Annotated in this window: 15 protein-coding genes; 8 read left to right on the top strand and 7 right to left on the bottom strand. The window is 67.8% G+C overall.

Annotated features, from left to right (window positions below):
• Nucleotides 1-401: 401 nt before the first annotated feature.
• A complete protein-coding gene (locus tag MC375_RS11260; protein WP_242103494.1) occupies nt 402-965 on the bottom strand; it encodes an NUDIX hydrolase in 564 nt (187 codons plus the stop codon).
• 143 nt (nt 966-1,108) lie between these two features.
• Between MC375_RS11260 and MC375_RS11255 the strand changes: the two genes are divergently transcribed.
• The 7 genes from MC375_RS11255 to MC375_RS11225 all read left to right on the top strand — a co-directional run bounded on the left by MC375_RS11255 (nt 1,109) and on the right by MC375_RS11225 (nt 7,869).
• Entirely contained in the window at nt 1,109-2,629 is a 1,521-nt protein-coding gene (locus tag MC375_RS11255; RefSeq protein WP_242103493.1) for an amino acid permease, read from the top strand.
• A gap of 81 nt (nt 2,630-2,710) precedes the next feature.
• Nucleotides 2,711-4,006 (top strand): amino acid permease, encoded by a 1,296-nt coding sequence (locus tag MC375_RS11250; RefSeq protein ID WP_242103492.1) that lies wholly within the window; start codon nt 2,711-2,713, stop codon nt 4,004-4,006.
• 10 nt (nt 4,007-4,016) lie between these two features.
• Nucleotides 4,017-4,658 (top strand): methylthioribulose 1-phosphate dehydratase, encoded by a 642-nt coding sequence (locus MC375_RS11245; RefSeq protein WP_242103491.1) that lies wholly within the window; start codon nt 4,017-4,019, stop codon nt 4,656-4,658.
• Between the two features lie 86 nt (nt 4,659-4,744).
• A complete protein-coding gene (locus tag MC375_RS11240) occupies nt 4,745-5,299 on the top strand; it encodes an acireductone dioxygenase (protein ID WP_242103490.1) in 555 nt (184 codons plus the stop codon).
• An 87-nt stretch (nt 5,300-5,386) separates the two neighbouring features.
• Nucleotides 5,387-6,076, top strand: a complete 690-nt coding sequence (gene mtnC, locus MC375_RS11235) for an acireductone synthase (RefSeq protein ID WP_242103489.1) — start codon at nt 5,387-5,389, stop codon at nt 6,074-6,076.
• A 15-nt stretch (nt 6,077-6,091) separates the two neighbouring features.
• Complete coding sequence (locus MC375_RS11230) at nt 6,092-6,979, top strand: EamA family transporter (RefSeq protein ID WP_242103488.1); 888 nt, start codon at nt 6,092-6,094, stop codon at nt 6,977-6,979.
• Nucleotides 6,976-7,869 (top strand): C13 family peptidase, encoded by an 894-nt coding sequence (locus tag MC375_RS11225; RefSeq protein ID WP_242103487.1) that lies wholly within the window; start codon nt 6,976-6,978, stop codon nt 7,867-7,869. Before MC375_RS11230 ends, MC375_RS11225 begins: the two co-directional genes overlap by 4 nt.
• A 132-nt stretch (nt 7,870-8,001) precedes the next feature.
• Here MC375_RS11225 and MC375_RS11220 read toward each other — a convergent pair whose 3' ends face one another.
• Nucleotides 8,002-9,639: a calcineurin-like phosphoesterase family protein gene (locus tag MC375_RS11220; protein WP_242103486.1), complete on the bottom strand. Its 1,638-nt coding sequence runs from the start codon at nt 9,637-9,639 to the stop codon at nt 8,002-8,004.
• Nucleotides 9,640-9,777: 138 nt separating this feature from the next.
• Between MC375_RS11220 and MC375_RS11215 the strand changes: the two genes are divergently transcribed.
• The gene (locus MC375_RS11215; RefSeq protein ID WP_242103485.1) at nt 9,778-11,604 is read left to right on the top strand and encodes a diguanylate cyclase; all 1,827 of its coding nucleotides are present in this window, start codon (nt 9,778-9,780) and stop codon (nt 11,602-11,604) included.
• Between the two features lie 132 nt (nt 11,605-11,736).
• Here the strand turns inward: MC375_RS11215 and hisIE are convergent, their stop codons facing one another.
• The 5 genes from hisIE to hisB are packed head-to-tail and all read right to left on the bottom strand — an operon-like array spanning nt 11,737 to nt 15,544.
• Entirely contained in the window at nt 11,737-12,351 is a 615-nt protein-coding gene (gene hisIE, locus MC375_RS11210; RefSeq protein ID WP_242103484.1) for a bifunctional phosphoribosyl-AMP cyclohydrolase/phosphoribosyl-ATP diphosphatase HisIE, read from the bottom strand.
• A 2-nt stretch (nt 12,352-12,353) separates the two neighbouring features.
• A complete protein-coding gene (gene hisF, locus MC375_RS11205) occupies nt 12,354-13,124 on the bottom strand; it encodes an imidazole glycerol phosphate synthase subunit HisF (RefSeq protein ID WP_242103483.1) in 771 nt (256 codons plus the stop codon).
• The gene (locus MC375_RS11200) at nt 13,118-13,852 is read right to left on the bottom strand and encodes a 1-(5-phosphoribosyl)-5-[(5-phosphoribosylamino)methylideneamino] imidazole-4-carboxamide isomerase (RefSeq protein WP_242103482.1); all 735 of its coding nucleotides are present in this window, start codon (nt 13,850-13,852) and stop codon (nt 13,118-13,120) included. Before MC375_RS11200 ends, hisF begins: the two co-directional genes overlap by 7 nt.
• The gene (gene hisH, locus MC375_RS11195; protein ID WP_242103481.1) at nt 13,843-14,451 is read right to left on the bottom strand and encodes an imidazole glycerol phosphate synthase subunit HisH; all 609 of its coding nucleotides are present in this window, start codon (nt 14,449-14,451) and stop codon (nt 13,843-13,845) included. Before hisH ends, MC375_RS11200 begins: the two co-directional genes overlap by 10 nt.
• A 19-nt stretch (nt 14,452-14,470) precedes the next feature.
• Entirely contained in the window at nt 14,471-15,544 is a 1,074-nt protein-coding gene (gene hisB, locus MC375_RS11190; protein WP_242103480.1) for a bifunctional histidinol-phosphatase/imidazoleglycerol-phosphate dehydratase HisB, read from the bottom strand.
• Between the last annotated feature and the right edge of the window lie 9 nt (nt 15,545-15,553).

The raw sequence follows: 15,553 nt of genomic DNA, 5'->3' as shown, positions 1-15,553 counted from the left end.
TCCAAGGCCGCTGCGGCGGCCTGAAAGCAGATGGGGCGGGGGATGATCGCGGCGCGGTCGCGGCGCGCAGCTGATCCGATAGCGCAGGAGCGCCGCTTCGGCGCGACGGATGGATCAACGATTCAAGCCAACAAGCCGTGCCCATGTCCAGGGCCGCTGCGGCGGCCTGGAAGCAGATGCGGCGGGGAGATGATCGCGGCGCGGTCGCGGCGCGCAGCTGATCCGATAGCGCAGGAGCGCCGCTTCGGCGCGACGGATGGATCAGCGATTCAAGCCAACAAGCCGTGCCCATGTCCAGGGCCGCTGCGGCGGCCTGGAAGCAGATGCGGCGGGGAGATGATCGCGGCGCGGTCGCGGCGCGCAGCTGATCCCATTGGTGTCGGAGCATCGCTTCGGCGCCCCTACAACCTCAGCCATTTGCGGGCCATGCGCCGCAGCGACGGGTCCAGCGTTGCGTCGCCGGCGACCGCGCCGATGTCGCGCCAGGCGAGCGCATGCGATTCGTCGCTGACCCGGAACTCATCGCCGGCGGTCGCACGCACCACGTAACGCACGTCGTAATGCCAATGTCCCGGCACGCCCTTGTGCTCGGGAATCCAGTGCCGGTCGAGATCGAAGATGTCGCCTTCTGGCACCAGGCCGCTCAGACCGGATTCCTCCTGCGCTTCCTTGAGCGCCACCGCGCGCAGATCGCGCTCACCGTCGGCATGGCCGCCCAGCTGCAGCCAGCGATCCAGCTTGCGGTGGTGGGTCAACAGCACTCGGGAACACGTGCGGTCCAGCAGCCAGCTCGATGCGGTGAAATGCCCCTCCAGGCGTGCGCGTGCGTATGGATCCGGTCCCTGCCGCCCTTCACGCCATAGCTCGGCGAATAGCGCCACCTGGTCCGACTCCTCCGGCCAGCGCCGCAGGTAGGCGTCCAGCGCCTTCCCGAACCCCGCATCCGAATCCACCGCTTGGAACATGCTCCGTCGCATCTGTGGCTGAAGAACCTGAATTATCGCCCAGGGTACCGATGCCGCTTGTGCCCGGCTCGGCCCGCGGGGTAAGGTCGCGCGGTTCACATGGCCCTAACGAAGGCCGTCCGTCATTGCCTTGGGAGAGAGCGATGCTGTTTGAGCGAAAGAAGCCGCTAGACCTGATTCTCGAGACCGCGCAGAAGCGCTCGCTGACCCGCCAGCTTGGTGCGTTCGACCTGACCATGCTGGGCATCGGCGCGGTGATCGGCACCGGCATCTTCGTGCTCACCGCGGTCGCAGCGAACAAGGCCGGTCCGGGCATGATGTTTTCCTTCGTCATCGCCGGTATCGTATGTGCGCTGACCGCACTGATCTACTCCGAGATCGCGGCGATGGTGCCCGTCTCCGGCTCCGCGTACACGTATTCCTACGCGGTCCTGGGTGAGGTGATCGCCTGGATGGTGGGCTGGGCCCTGATCCTTGAATATGCGGTCGCCGCGGGCGCGGTCTCGGTCGGATGGTCCGGTTACGCGAACGGGTTCCTGCATGCGCATGGCATCGGATTGCCGGTGGCGCTCACCGCCGGGCCATACGACACGATCACCTTGCCCGACGGCACCACCGCGCAGGGCAGCTTCAACCTGATCGCCTTCCTGCTGGCGCTGCTGGTGACCTGGCTGCTGGCGATCGGCACATCCAAGTCGGCCAAGGTCACGGCGGTGCTGGTGCTGATCAAGATCGCCGCGCTGTCGGCCTTCGTCATCCTGGCGTTCCCGTCGGTGGACAACGCCAACTTCGTCCCGCTGCTGCCCAACGGCTGGGGCACGCCGATGTCGGGCGTGGGCGTGCTGGGCGCTGCGGCTTCGATCTTCTTCGCCTACGTGGGCTTCGACGCCGTGTCGACCGCGGCCGAGGAAACCCGGAACCCGAACCGCAACATCCCGATCGGCCTGATCGGTTCGCTGGCGATCTGCACCATCTTCTACCTGCTGGTGGCCTATACCGCGGTCGGTGCCATGGGCGCGCAGCCGGGCGGCACCCTGTCGCAGTCCAAGGAACCGCTGGCCTTCGTGCTGCGCGAGATCGGCTGGCCGCGGATCGGCGACCTGGTGGCAGGCGCGGCGATCCTTGCCCTGCCCTCGGTGGTGCTGATGATGATGTTCGGCCAGACCCGCATCCTGTTCACGATGTCGCGCGACGGGCTGCTGCCGGAAAAGCTGTCCACCGTGCATCCCAAGTACCACACTCCGTTCGTGGTGACCTGGCTCACCGGCATCTTCGTGGCGCTGTTCGCGGCGCTGTTCCCGGTCGGTGCGCTGGCCGACATCTCCAATTCGGGCACCCTGTTCGCGTTCTTCATGGTCGCCGCCGGCGTCATGATCCTGCGCCGCGTCGATCCGGGCCGGGTGCGCCCGTTCCGCACCCCGTTGATCTGGATCGTCGGTCCGCTGGCCATGGGCGGCTGCCTGCTGCTGTTCTTCAGCCTGGGCTGGTACACGATCAAGCTGTTCCTGATCTGGGCGGCGATCGGACTGGTGGTCTACTTCCTGTATGCCCGCCGTCGCAGCCACCTGGCCCCGGGCAACGAGGCCTTGCTGCACGCGCACGCCAACGATCCCAAGCTCGAACCGGACCCGCTGGTGCAGGAAGGCCCGAACGCCGGCCCCTGACGCACAACGCGTGAAATCCCGGGCAAACATCGAAACGGCCGGCGCCATGCCGGCCGTTTCCTTTTGTCGGAAGCCGTGCCGATGACGACCGGGCCTAAAAAGATCGGCCCGCTGCTGGCGACCTTCGTGGTGGCCAACAACATGATCGGCTCAGGATTCTTCCTGCTGCCGGCCACGCTTGCCCGTTCCGGGGGCGTGACCCTGCTGGCCTGGCTGCTGGGAACGGTCCTGGCGGTCGCCCTGGGCGCCGCATTCGCGCGGCTGGCGCGCGACTATCCGAACCTGACCTCGCCCGACGACTACATACGGCCGGCGCTCGGGCGCGATATCGGCTTCCTCGCCACCACCCTGTACTGGCTCGCATCCTGGGCCGGCAATAACGCCATCGCGGTCGCCGCGTTCGGCTATCTCGCCATCCTGCTGCCGTTCGGCGACGACCAGGGCATGCGCCTGCTCGGCCAGGTGGTGCTGATCTGGCTGATGTTCGCGATCAACCTGATGGGGCCGCGGCCGATCGCGCGTTTCCAGTCGCTGTGCGTGGTGCTCGGCCTGCTGCCGGTGGCGGCGATCATGACCGCAGGCTGGGGGCATTTCGACTTCGACCTGTACCGCTCGGCCTGGAACGTGACCGGCAAGCCCGATGCCGCTGTCGTGCTCACTTCGCTGTCGCCGGTGTTCTGGGCGTTCGTCGGCCTGGAAACCGGAGCGATGGTCGCCGGCGTGGTCCGCGACCCCGACCGCAATGTGCCGCGGGCGACCATCGGCGGGATCGTGCTCGCCGGCGTGGTCTACCTGTTTTCCTCGGTGCTGATGATGGGGATCGTGCCGGCCGAGCAACTGGCGGCCTCGGGCGCGCCGTTCGCGCTGGTGGCAGGCGAAATGTTCGGCCCCTGGGCGATCCCGGTGATCGCGCTCGCCGCGGGCCTCAAGGCCACCGGCACCCTGGGCGGATGGATGCAGGTCAGCGGCGAGTCCGGGGCGCGCGCCGCGCACCGCGGCTTCCTTCCCGCCATCTTCGGACGCATGCGCGCCAATGGTTCGGCCGCCTGGGGACTGTTCTTCGTCTGCCTGGCCATGACCGTGATCGCGGCGCTCACGCTCACGCCGGATGTGGCATCGCAGTTCGAGGTGATCGTCAACATGGTGGTGACGTTGATCGTGATGGCCTATATCGCCGCCGGCCTGAGCCTGCTGCTCGGCACGCCGGCCAAGCCATCGGGCCGGCGAGAAAAGCTGTTGGGCCTGGCTGCGCTGGTGGCCTGCGGGCTGCTGGTGGTGTCGGCGCCGGTGAAGATCCTGATCGGCTCGCTGGTGGTCGCGGCGCTGGTCTGGGTGGCATGGCGCGCGTTCGCGTCGCATCCGCCGGCACAGCGCTAGACTTCGCAACATGAACGATGCCCTGCCCTACGACCACCACCGCCTGTGCGAGCTCGCCGGCGAGATCATCGTCAACGTGCGCGAACTGTCCGCGCGCGGCTGGACGCCCGCCACCAGCAGCAATTTCTCGCACCGGCTCGACGATCGCCACGCCGCGATCACCGTCTCCGGCCGCGACAAGGGCAGGCTGCGCGAGGCGGACATCATGGTGGTGGACTTCGACGGCAATGCCGTCGGCAGCGACCACCGGCCGTCTGCGGAAACCCTGCTGCATACCCAGCTGTACCGGCGCTTTCCCGAGATCGGCTGCGTGCTGCACACGCACTCGCATGCCCAGACGGTGGCCTCGCGTCTGTACGCCGGCCAGGGACACGTGCGGCTGGAAGGCTACGAGCTGCTGAAGGCCTTCCACGGCAACGATACGCACGAAGCCGAGATCCAGATCCCTGTGTTCGCCAATACCCAGGACATGCATACGCTCGCGGCGCAGGTCGATGCGCTGCTCGACCGGCAATGCATGTGGGGCTATCTGATCGACGGCCACGGCCTGTACGCCTGGGGCCGGGACATGGCCGAGGCGCGACGCCACCTGGAGGCATTCGAGTTCCTGCTGGAGTGCGAACTCGACCTGCGCCGGCTACGCGCGCACTGACCGGTGCTTGAAACACGGTATTTTCCCCGCATCATGGGGAATGGGTCCCCGCCGGGATCCGCAACCGCAACGCCTGAGGTCACGCCATGAGCCGACTGCGCATCTTCGCCGACGACACGCCCGATGCACCCGAGTTCGAAAGCCGCGATGCCGACGCCATCGCGCACGAACTGGCGCGCATCGGCGTCACCTTCGAGCGCTGGCAGGCAAGCAAACCCATCGCCCCCGGCGCCGCCCAGGAAGAGGTGATCGCCGCGTACCAGGCCGACATCGACCGGATCACCACCGAACGCGGCTTCACCACTGTCGATGTGATCAGCATCGCACCGGACAACCCCAAGCGCGCGGAGCTGCGCGCGAAGTTCCTCGACGAGCATTTCCACAAGGAGGACGAAGTCCGCTTCTTCGTCGCCGGATCGGGCCTGTTCACCCTGCACGTGGGCGACAAGGTGTACGAGATCGAATGCGTCAAGGACGACCTGATCGCGGTACCCGACGGCACGACCCACTGGTTCGACATGGGCGAGGAACCCGAATTCGTCGCGATCCGCTTCTTCCAGCAGCCGGACGGCTGGATCGGGCACTTCACCGGGACCGACATCGCGCAGAAGTTCCCGCGCTACGAGAAAACCGGAAGCTAGAAACCAGTGGGCAGGAACTAGGAACTAGCATGTTCGGCTCGTCCCCCTCTGGTTCCTAGTTCCTACTCTCTGGTTCCTGGCCCCCGCATGATCCTCACCGACATCGAAGGTACGACCAGCAGCATCTCCTTCATCAAAGATGTGCTGTTTCCCTATGCCCGCCGCGAACTGCCGCGGTTCGTGCGCGAACACGGGCAGGAACCGGAAGTGAGGCGTTGGCTGGACACCGTGGCAGCGGAACACGGCGGCATCTGCCAGGACGCGATGATCGTGGAGACGCTGCAGGGCTGGATCGATCAGGACCGCAAGCACACCGCGCTCAAGGCGCTGCAGGGCATGGTCTGGGAGGACGGCTACCGCAATGCCGACTTCATCGCGCCGATCTATCCCGATGCGGCCGCAGCGTTGCTGGCATGGCACCGCGCAGGCGTACCGATGGCGGTCTATTCGTCGGGTTCGGTGCCGGCGCAGAAGCTGTTCTTTGCATTCAGCAGCGCGGGAGACCTCTCGACGCTGTTCGGACACTGGTTCGACACCGAGGTCGGCCACAAGCGCGATCCGGACAGCTACCGTGCGATCGCGCAACGCCTGGGGCGCGACCCTGGCGACATCCTGTTTCTCTCCGACGTGGTCGCGGAACTCGATGCCGCGCGCGAGGCCGGCATGCGCACCATCCTGGTCGACCGCACGGACGACTACCCCATGTCGCGCACGGGCGATGCGACCCACGGGCATGCGCGGGTCACCGGCTTCGACCAGATCGATCCGGGCGGCTGACCGGCGATGGCTGCCGTGGCTGTCGAACGACCGCAGCGCCGGGCCACGCTGGCGGGCGTGTGTGCGGTTGTGCTGTGGGCAGCGCTGGCGCTGCTCACCACGTTCACCCAGGGCCTGCCGCCATTCCAGGTGCTTGCATTGGGCTTTGGCATCGCGGGCCTGCTGGGCACGCTGCACACGGCGCTGCGCGGCGCGGCGGGCTGGCAGGCCTGGCGTGCGCCGCCGTCCGCCCTGGCGCTGGCGATCGCCGGTCTGTTCGGCTATCACGCGCTGTATTTCTACGCGCTCAAGCATGCGCCGGCGCTGGAAGCCAACCTCATCAATTACCTGTGGCCGCTGCTGATCGTGCTGTTCTGCGGCCTGCTACCCGGCGTGCGTCTGCGCGGCAACCATCTGTTCGGGGCACTGCTGGGTCTGGCTGCGGCGGCATTGCTGGTGACGCGTGGCCAGGGAATCGACATCGATCCGTCCGCATTGCCCGGCTACCTCGCCGCGCTCGGCGCGGCCGTGGTCTGGGCCGCGTACTCGGTGCTCAACCGGCGCCATGCCGAAGTACCGAGCACGGCGATCATTCCCGCCTGCATCGGCGTTGCGGTACTGGGCGGCATCGCGCACTTCTCCTTAGAGCAGACGGTCGCCCCTTCCGCCGGACACTGGCTGGCGCTGCTGGCAATGGGCGTCGGCCCGGTGGGCGCGGCGTTCTTCCTCTGGGATCACGGCACCAAGCGTGGCGACATCGCGCTGCTCGGCAGCCTGTCCTACCTCGCACCGCTGCTGTCGACGCTGTTGCTGGTGCTGGCGGGGCGCGCGCAGCCGCACTGGATCCAGGCGGTCGCGATCGCACTGCTCATGCTCGGTGCCTGGATCAGCCTGCGCGCCGCACCAGGGGCGGAGCCAGTATGAGCCGCAGGTCGACCCTGCTCGGAATGGTGGCGCTGCTGGCGGCATTGGCAACGCCGGCGGCGGCGCGCACGAAGGATCCGGAACCGCTGCCACAGCGCGACACGCGCCTGATCGCCGCGGCCGTGGATGCCCTGCCTGCGCAGCGCTCCGGCACGATCGACCTGTACGCCCTCGGCTTCGCCGGGGACGGCAGCCAGGACGTGTTCCGCAACGAGATCGCGTACTTCCCGCAGTTGATGCGCCAGCGCCTGCAGGCACGCGGTGTGATCACCCTGATCAACCATCTCGACAGCGTCCAGCCCGCACCGCATCCGCTGGCGACCTACGAGAACCTGCAGCAGGCGCTCGCCGGCATCGCCAAACGCATGGATCCGGACGAGGACATCCTGCTGCTGTACCTGACCATGCACGGCACACCCGAGCACGAGCTGGCGGTCTACTTCCCGCCGTTCGTCGAGGACGCATTAATTCCCGAGGACCTGCGAACCGTGCTGGACGATGCCGGAATCCGCCACCGCGTGCTGGTGATTTCCGCCTGCTATTCGGGCGGTTTCATCCGCGAACTGCGCGATGCGGACACCTTGCTGATCACCGCCGCGCGCGCGGACCGGGCCTCGTTTGGCTGCGACAGCGAATCGAGCGTCACCTGGTTCGGCCGCGCCTGGCTGGTGGAAGGCCTGAACCAGGAAAACGATCTGCTCCAGGCCTACGAGTACGCGACCCGGCGCGTGCACGCATGGGAGCAGGCAGAAAAAGTCGAGGCCTCGTTTCCGCAGATGGCGGCGGGCAAGCGCATCCGCCAGCGGCTGCGGCAGTGGCAGGCGCAGTCGCCGCTGGGCGAGGCGGTTGCGTATCCCTATCCGATCGAAGACCTCGACGCGAAGCCGTAGGCCCCACGAGCGCGCAGGCGCGGTTCCTGTGTCGTCTGGCGCAGGCTCGCGCCACGAGTGCTGACTGGTTCGACCGCCTTCGTGTCTTCCGCCGTGCAGTTTCTCGCCGTGCTCCAGCATGCCGACGAACTTCTACGGCAAGGCCTCCTCGAGCCTGTAACGGGTGGTCATGCGCTGCTCGCCCTGCCATGCGTCGAACGCGCGCACCTCGATCCGGTGTTCGCCCGACGCAAGACCGGTCGGCAGCGTGCCGCGCCACAGGTGCGGCGATGGAGCAGCCTCGGGCGAACGGTCGTAGCCGCGCAGCGCTCCGGCGGCATCGTCGCGTGCGTTCTCCGCCTGCAGGCGCGGATCCGGACGCAGCGTCTTCTGCATCGGCGTCCATGCGCCGTCATCGATCCGGTATTCCACCCGCGTGTCGTCGCGCGCCATGTAGATGTTGGCGTACATGGCGAACGCCGGGTAGGCGCCGCGCCGCAGCACCCGCGGGGCATGCAGGCCGATACGGCTGTCGCCCTGTCCGCGCGCGCTGTGCCAGGACAGGCGATAGCCTCCGTTGGCGTCGACCTGCAGCCGCGCATACCCGTTGGGCGTACCATCGGCCATGGTCGAATCCGGGATGCCCTGCGCATCCTTTACGCCCGACCAGTAGGCGCCACAGGCCGCACCGACGTTGTATTCGTGCAGTGGCCGCGCCCCGCGCCACCCCGTTGCCGCGCCGTGCAGCACGTGTTGCTGGGTATGGCCGTGCCCGGACAGCAACAGCACCTTCGGGAACGCGGCCAGTAGCGCGAACAGACGCGCTCGGTCGGCGTCGCGAAAGGTATCGCGTCCCTCCGCTTCGAACAGCGGGATATGCATTCCGACGACCAGCAGGCGCTCCCTGTCGGCGCCGGCCAGATAGCGTTCGAGGAAGGCGAACTGGTCCTCGCGCAGTCCGCCGATGTAGGCCGGCTGCCGTCCGGGTTGGTAGATGACATCGTCGAGCAGGACGAAATTGGCTTCCTGCTCCTCCCATGCCAGCGTGTCCGGACCGTAGTGATGGCGGAAGGTCAGCAGCGAGTCCTCGTCGCGCGCCGCATCGAAATCCAGGTCGTGGTTACCCGGTACGTGCAGCCACGGAACGCCAAGCCGTGCGGTGACGCGGTTGATGTCGGGATACAGCGACAGATCGTCGTGGACGATGTCGCCCAGCGTGAGGCCCATATCGGCCGCGCGAACGGCGCGGTCCTGCGAGGCCGGCATGGCGACGTCATGATCGCCGGAAATCGATTCGATGATGTCGCGGGCGTAGTAATCCACGTCGATGCGCGACTTCGGCTGCGGATCGGCAAAAACCAGGACCTGCAGCCCTTCGCTCCGCGCGCGAGGCAGCTCCTCGCGCCGCAGCCCGATGTCGGCACAGGCACCCGACGCCCGCATGCCACCGTATCCGAGAACGGGCGCCGGAGCCGTGACCAGGTTGCGCCAGAAATCGGGTAGTCCGTCGTCACGGCGCGCGAACGCATAGCCGGCGGGCTTGATCACGAACACGGTCCGAGGGCCTGCCGCGTCATCCGGCAGCTGGAACCTGCCCCGCGCATCGGTCGCGACGATGTCGCTTCCGTCCGAAACCCGGACGTCGGCCAGGCCGGGCTCGCCCGTAGAGCGCACGCCGTCGCCGTCGCCATCCTCGAAGACCACCGCGTCCGCACATGCCCGGCCATGCACCGGTTCGGCCCAAAGGAATGCAGCCAGCACCGGCAGCAACAGGCAGGCGATTCGCGGCATGAATGGCGTCCGGGATACGAGGGTGGAAAGTATGCCGTCCGTCCAGAGCTGGGCGGAACCGTGACGGATGCCGCCGGCCGCCACTGGCGCTAGACTGCACCAGGGCCGGCGGGACGGTCCCTTCACGGAATCGTTTGCATGCTCGGGCGTTGGACGCAGGCTGTGCTCTGGTTGCTCCTCGCCTTCGGCGCTCTCGCCGGGCGCGCGCATGCCGCCGAACCGCTGCGGCTGGTGCCGGGCAATTCGCAGAGCAGCCTCACGCCGTTCGTCGCCTACTACCACGACACCAACGGCACGGACGATGCGGCCGCTGCGCTGCGCCGGGTCGGCGAGGGCGGATTCGCCCCGCTGCCGGACGGCAATACCGCATTCGGCTTCCAGTCCGGTGCGTTCTGGTTTCACGCCCGCCTGATCAATCAGGACCCCGCCGAGCCGCGCTGGCTGCTGCTGCAGGAATACGCCCTGAGCGACCACATCGACGTGTACCTGCGCTATCCCGACGGCCGGCTCTGGCACCAGGCCGGTGGCGACGCCCTGCCTTTCCACGCCCGCAGCATCCGCTACCGGCAGCCGAACTTCATGCTCACGCTGCCCACCGGGCAGCCGGTCGATCTGCTGGTCCGGGTGCAGAGCCAGAGCTCGATGCAGGTCCCGCTCATGCTCTACACGCCTTCGGCGTTCGCCGAACTGTCGCGCGATGCGCAGCTCGCAATCGGCATCTATTACGGGATCCTGCTGGCACTGTTCGTCTACAACCTGGTGCTGTGGCTGAGCCTGCGCGACCCCAGCTACGGCTGGTACCTGCTGCATATCGGTGCGTTCGGCCTGGTGCTGTTTACCCTCAACGGTTTCGGCTTCGAATACCTGTGGCCGAACTCCACTTGGCTGGCCGACAAATCGGTGCCGCTGTCGATCTGCCTGGCGCTGATCGGCATGCAGCAGTTCGCGCGCACCTTCCTCGAACTGCCGCAACGCTGGCCACGAGGCAACTGGGTCAGTCTGGGGCTGATCGCGTTCTTCGTCGTATTTGGATTGGCCGCGCTGCAGCTGCCCTATCGGATTTCGACGCCGGTGGTGACCCGCGCGGTGCTGGTGGGCGTGCTGTGGATCGCGATCGCCACGGTCGTGGTGCTGCGCCGCGGATACACGCCGGCGCGCCTGTTCCTGCTGGCATGGGCGATGTTCCTGCTCGGCACCACGGTCTTCAGCCTGCTTGCCTTCGGCCTGTTCCCGAAAAACTTCTTCACCGAGTACGGTGTGCAGATCGGCTCGGCGCTGGAGATGCTGCTGCTGTCGATCGCGCTGGGCTATCGCTACGCCTCGCTGCGCAACGAGAACGAGCGCATCGTCAGCGAAGCCAACGTGCGCCTGGAACGCCAGGTCGCCGAACGGACACAGGCCCTGACCAGCACGCTGGCTCAGCTGGAGGACGCGCACGGAAGACTGCGCGATTCGAGCCGGCGCGATGGCCTGACCGGGCTGTACAACCGCAGCCACTTCCGCGACGCCTTCGAGCAACTGCTGCGCGATGGGCAGGCCGCGGCGCGCCCTACCACGCTGCTGATGATCGACCTGGACCACTTCAAGGCGATCAACGACCACTATGGCCATCTGGTCGGCGACGAGTGCCTGCGCTGGGCGGCTCGCTGCATCGGCCAGGCGCTGCGTCCCCACGAAGCCCTGCTGGCGCGTTTCGGCGGCGAGGAATTCATCGCCGCGCTGCCGGGATACGACCTGGACGAGGCGGTGCGCGTGGCCGAACAGCTGCGCGATGCGCTGCGCAGCGCGCCGTGCGAGTCGCGCGGGCGCTGCATAGCCTTGTCGGCGAGCTTCGGTGTACACCAGCTGCTGCCGGCCGACGACATCGCCAGCAGCATCGATGCCGCGCTGCAGGCGGCCGACGAAGCGCTGTATTCGGCCAAGGCCGGCGGACGCGACCAGGTCCGGACCTCTGCACCCGCATGAGTCCAGAGACCTGTGGGAGCGGCCTTGGCCGCGAATGCATCTCGCAGCACCGTAGCACGCGCCGTATGCACAAACAGATTTCGATAACGCCGCGAGAGCAATCGCGGCCAAGGCCGCTCCCACGGCACAGGCCTAGCGCGACCGAGACGCGAGCACCTTCGCCACGTCGGCGAAACCCAGCCCGCGCGCGCGCAGCAGCACGAGCAGGTGATACACGAGGTCGGCCGCCTCACCTGTGAGCGCGGCATCGTCGGCGGTCACCGCCGCCAGGGCGATTTCGACGCCCTCTTCCCCCACCTTCTGCGCGATGCGCGCGATCCCGGCCTCGAACAGCGTCGTTGTGTAGCTGCCGGGTGGTCGTTCGCGTTCGCGGGTCTCGATCAGATTTTCGAGTTCCGCCAGCGCCGCGGCGGGCGCCTGCATGAAGCAACTGCTGGTGCCGAGGTGGCAGGTGGGTCCGCGCGGGCGTGCCTGGACGAGCAAGGTGTCGCGGTCGCAGTCGGCTTCCAGCCGCACGAGTTCCAGCACGTGGCCGGAGGTCTCCCCCTTGGTCCACAGCCGCTGGCGCGAGCGGCTGAAGAAGGTCACGCGTCCACTTGCCAGGGTCGTCTCCAGCGCGTCGCGGTCCATGTAGCCGAGCATCAGCACGCGCTGCGTATCGGCATCCTGCACGACCGCGGGCACCAGGCCGCCCTGCTTGTCCCAGGCCAGCGTTTCCGGATCGAAGCCGGCGGTTTGCGCATCCACGCTCACAGCCTCACTTCCACGCCGGCGGCCTGCAGCTCACGCTTCAATGCAGGAATCGCAATGCTGCCGTTGTGAAACACGCTTGCGGCCAAGGCGGCATCGACGTCGGCCTCGGCAAACACCGCGACGAAGTGCGCGGACGCACCGGCTCCGCCGGAGGCCACCAGCGGCACCGCTAACACCGCGCGTGCGGCCGCGAGCTGTTCGATGTCGTAGCCCTGGCGTACGCCGTCGCTGCCCATGCAGTTGAGCACGATCTCGCCGGCGCCGCGCTCCTGTGCTTCCTGGATCCAGTCGAACGTGCGACGCCCAGGCGCGCGCATCCGATCCGGATCTCCGGTATGGCTGCGCACCCGCCATTCGCCGTCCTGCTCGCGCAGGCTGTCCACGCCCACGACCACGCACTGGATACCGAACGCGTCGGCGAGCTCGCCGATCAGCTCAGGCCGCTCCAGCGCGGGGGTATTGATTGATACCTTGTCCGCGCCGGCGTGCAGCACCGCACGCGCGTCGTCGACGCTGCGGATGCCGCCAGCCACGCAGAACGGGATGTCGATGACCGCGGCCACGCGCCGGATCCAGTCTCGGTCGACGCTGCGCCCCTGCGGACTCGCGCCGATGTCGTAGAACACCAGCTCGTCCGCGCCTTCCTGGCGGTAGCGCCGGGCCAGGGCCACAATGTCGCCCATGTCCACGTGATCGCGGAAGCGCACGCCCTTGACCACACGCCCGTCGCGCACGTCCAGGCATGGCACGATGCGCCGCGTCAGCATGCCAGCGCGTCCTGCAGGCGGATGCGGCCTTCGAGCAGCGCCTTGCCCAGCACGATGCCACCGCAGCCCGCATCGCGGGCCCGCGTAACGTCTGCAAGTTCGCGCGCGCCGCCCGAGGCCTGCAGCTGCAAGCCCGGTGCCCAGCGACGCAGCAGCGTATAGAGCTCGAAATTGGGTCCCGCCAGAGTGCCGTCGCGCGCGATGTCGGTGCACAGCAGATGCGCCAGGCCCGAACGCGCGTAGAACCGCACCAGTTCATCGAGCGTGGCCTCACCCGCCTCGGTCCAGCCCAGCGTCGCTGGCCGCCACTGTCCGTCCTGGTCCCGGCGCACGTCCAGCGCAACGGTCAGCCGCTCGCTGCCGAAGCGTTCCAGCCATCCGGCCACCGCCTGTCGCTGGCTTACCGCCAGCGATCCCACCACCACCCGTTCGGCACCCGCGCCGAGCAGTGCCTGTACTTGCTGCACGTCGCGCACACCGCCGCCGGTCTGCACGCGCAAGCGTCCGTCCTGCGCGATACGCTCGAGTAATCCGAGCAGCGAATAGCCACCGTCTCGCGCCGCATCCAGATCCACCAGGTGCAACCAGCGCGCACCGGCATCGGCGTAACGCAACGCCATTGCGAATGGGTCGGCGTCGTAGGAGATCTCGCGCGCGTAGTCGCCCTGGGTCAGGCGCACCACGCGCCCGCCGCGCACGTCGATCGCCGGATAGATGGTCAGGCCCATGCCGGCTGCCAGGCCAGGAAATTGCGCAGCAGGCGCGCGCCGGTGTCTGCGGAACGCTCCGGATGAAACTGGGCGCCGGCGATATGGCCTCGTTGCACCACCGCGGCGAAGCGCTCGCCATGACGGGTGCTGGCGATGCAATCGGACGCAGCCGATGCCGCGTAGCTGTGCACGAAATAGGCGTGGCTACCCTCCGGCATGCCTGCCAGCAGCGCAGACGGCGCCTCGATATGCAGCGCGTTCCATCCCATGTGCGGAATGCGGATTCCCGGTTCGCCGCGCAGGCGCTTCACCGTCCCGGGCAGCAGGCCCAGGCCTTCGACATCGCCTTCCTCGGAACGCTCGAAGAGCACCTGCATGCCGACGCAAATGCCCAGCAGCGGCTTGCGCAGCGTTCGCAGCAGATCGACCAGGCCGAGTTCGCGCAGGCGACCCATCACCGGCGCGGCCGCGCCGACGCCTGGCAGCAGCACACGTCCGGCATTCGCGATCGCCTCCGGCTTCTGCACCACCGGCGCCTCCACGCCCAGGCGACGCAGCGCGGTCTGCACCGACGTCAGGTTGGCGCCACCGGAATCGACGATCACCACACCGCTCATACCGCGCCTGCCTGACGCATCACAGCAGGCCCTTGGTGCTGGGCAGTTCGCTGCCCTCGCGCCGGATCGCCTGACGTAGCGCGCGCGCGGTGGCCTTGAAGCAGGCTTCGACCTTGTGGTGGTCGTTGTCGCCGCGGACCTGCAGGTTGAGATTGAGACCGGCGCTCTCGCATAGCGAGCGGAAGAAGTGCGGCACGAGTTCCGTGGGCAGTTCGCCGACGCGTTCGCGCGCGAAGCTGCCGTCGAACACCAGGTAGGGCCGGCCGGAGAAGTCGAGCGCCGCGCTGGCCAGGCTTTCGTCCATGGGCAGGGTGAAGCCATAGCGGCCGATGCCGCGCTTGTCGCCCAGCGCCTCGCGCAGGGCCTGGCCGAGCGCCAGCGCGCTGTCTTCCACCGTATGGTGCTCATCGATGTGCAGGTCGCCGTCGCAGCGCAGCGACATCGCGAAGCCACCGTGCTTGCCGAGCTGTTCGAGCATGTGATCGAAGAAACCCAGGCCGGTGGCGACTTGCGGTTCGCCGGCGCGGTCCAGGTCGACCTCCACCTGGATCTGCGTCTCCTTGGTGTTGCGCACCACCCGGGCCGCGCGCGGGGCGTTCGCCAGCACATGTGCGATTCCGGCCCAGTCCCACTGCCCGCCGAACTGCGGCGTGCGCAGCCGGAAGGCGCGGATGCCAAGGTTACCGGCGAAGGCGTCGTCGGTTTCGCGGTCGCCGACCATGGCCGAACGCGCCCAGTCGATCGTTCGGTCCTGCAGGTACGGCAGCGCCAGGCCGACGCCGGGCTTGCGCGTAGGCAGGCCTTCTGCTGGAAGACTGCGGTCGATCAGGATGTCTCGAAAGACGATGCCCTGGCTCTCGAAAACCTGCAGCATCAGGGCGTGCGGCCCATCGAAGTCCTGCTGCGGGAAGGCTTCGGTGCCCAGCCCATCCTGGTTGGTCACCATGACGAACTGGTAACCGGCATCGCGCAGCCGCAGCAGCGCCGGAATGACGCCGGGCACGAAGCGCAGCTTCTCGTACCGGTCGATCTGGAAATCCGCCGGTTCCTCGATCAGGGTGCCGTCGCGATCGACGAACAGGACCGGGGTCATGCGGCTTCT

The sequence above is a fragment of the Lysobacter sp. M2-1 genome (assembly GCF_022662495.1).
Lineage (GTDB): Bacteria > Pseudomonadota > Gammaproteobacteria > Xanthomonadales > Xanthomonadaceae > JAKPBU01.
Note: the sequence above shows the minus strand (reverse complement) of the source record. Positions and strands in the feature narration are given on the sequence as shown.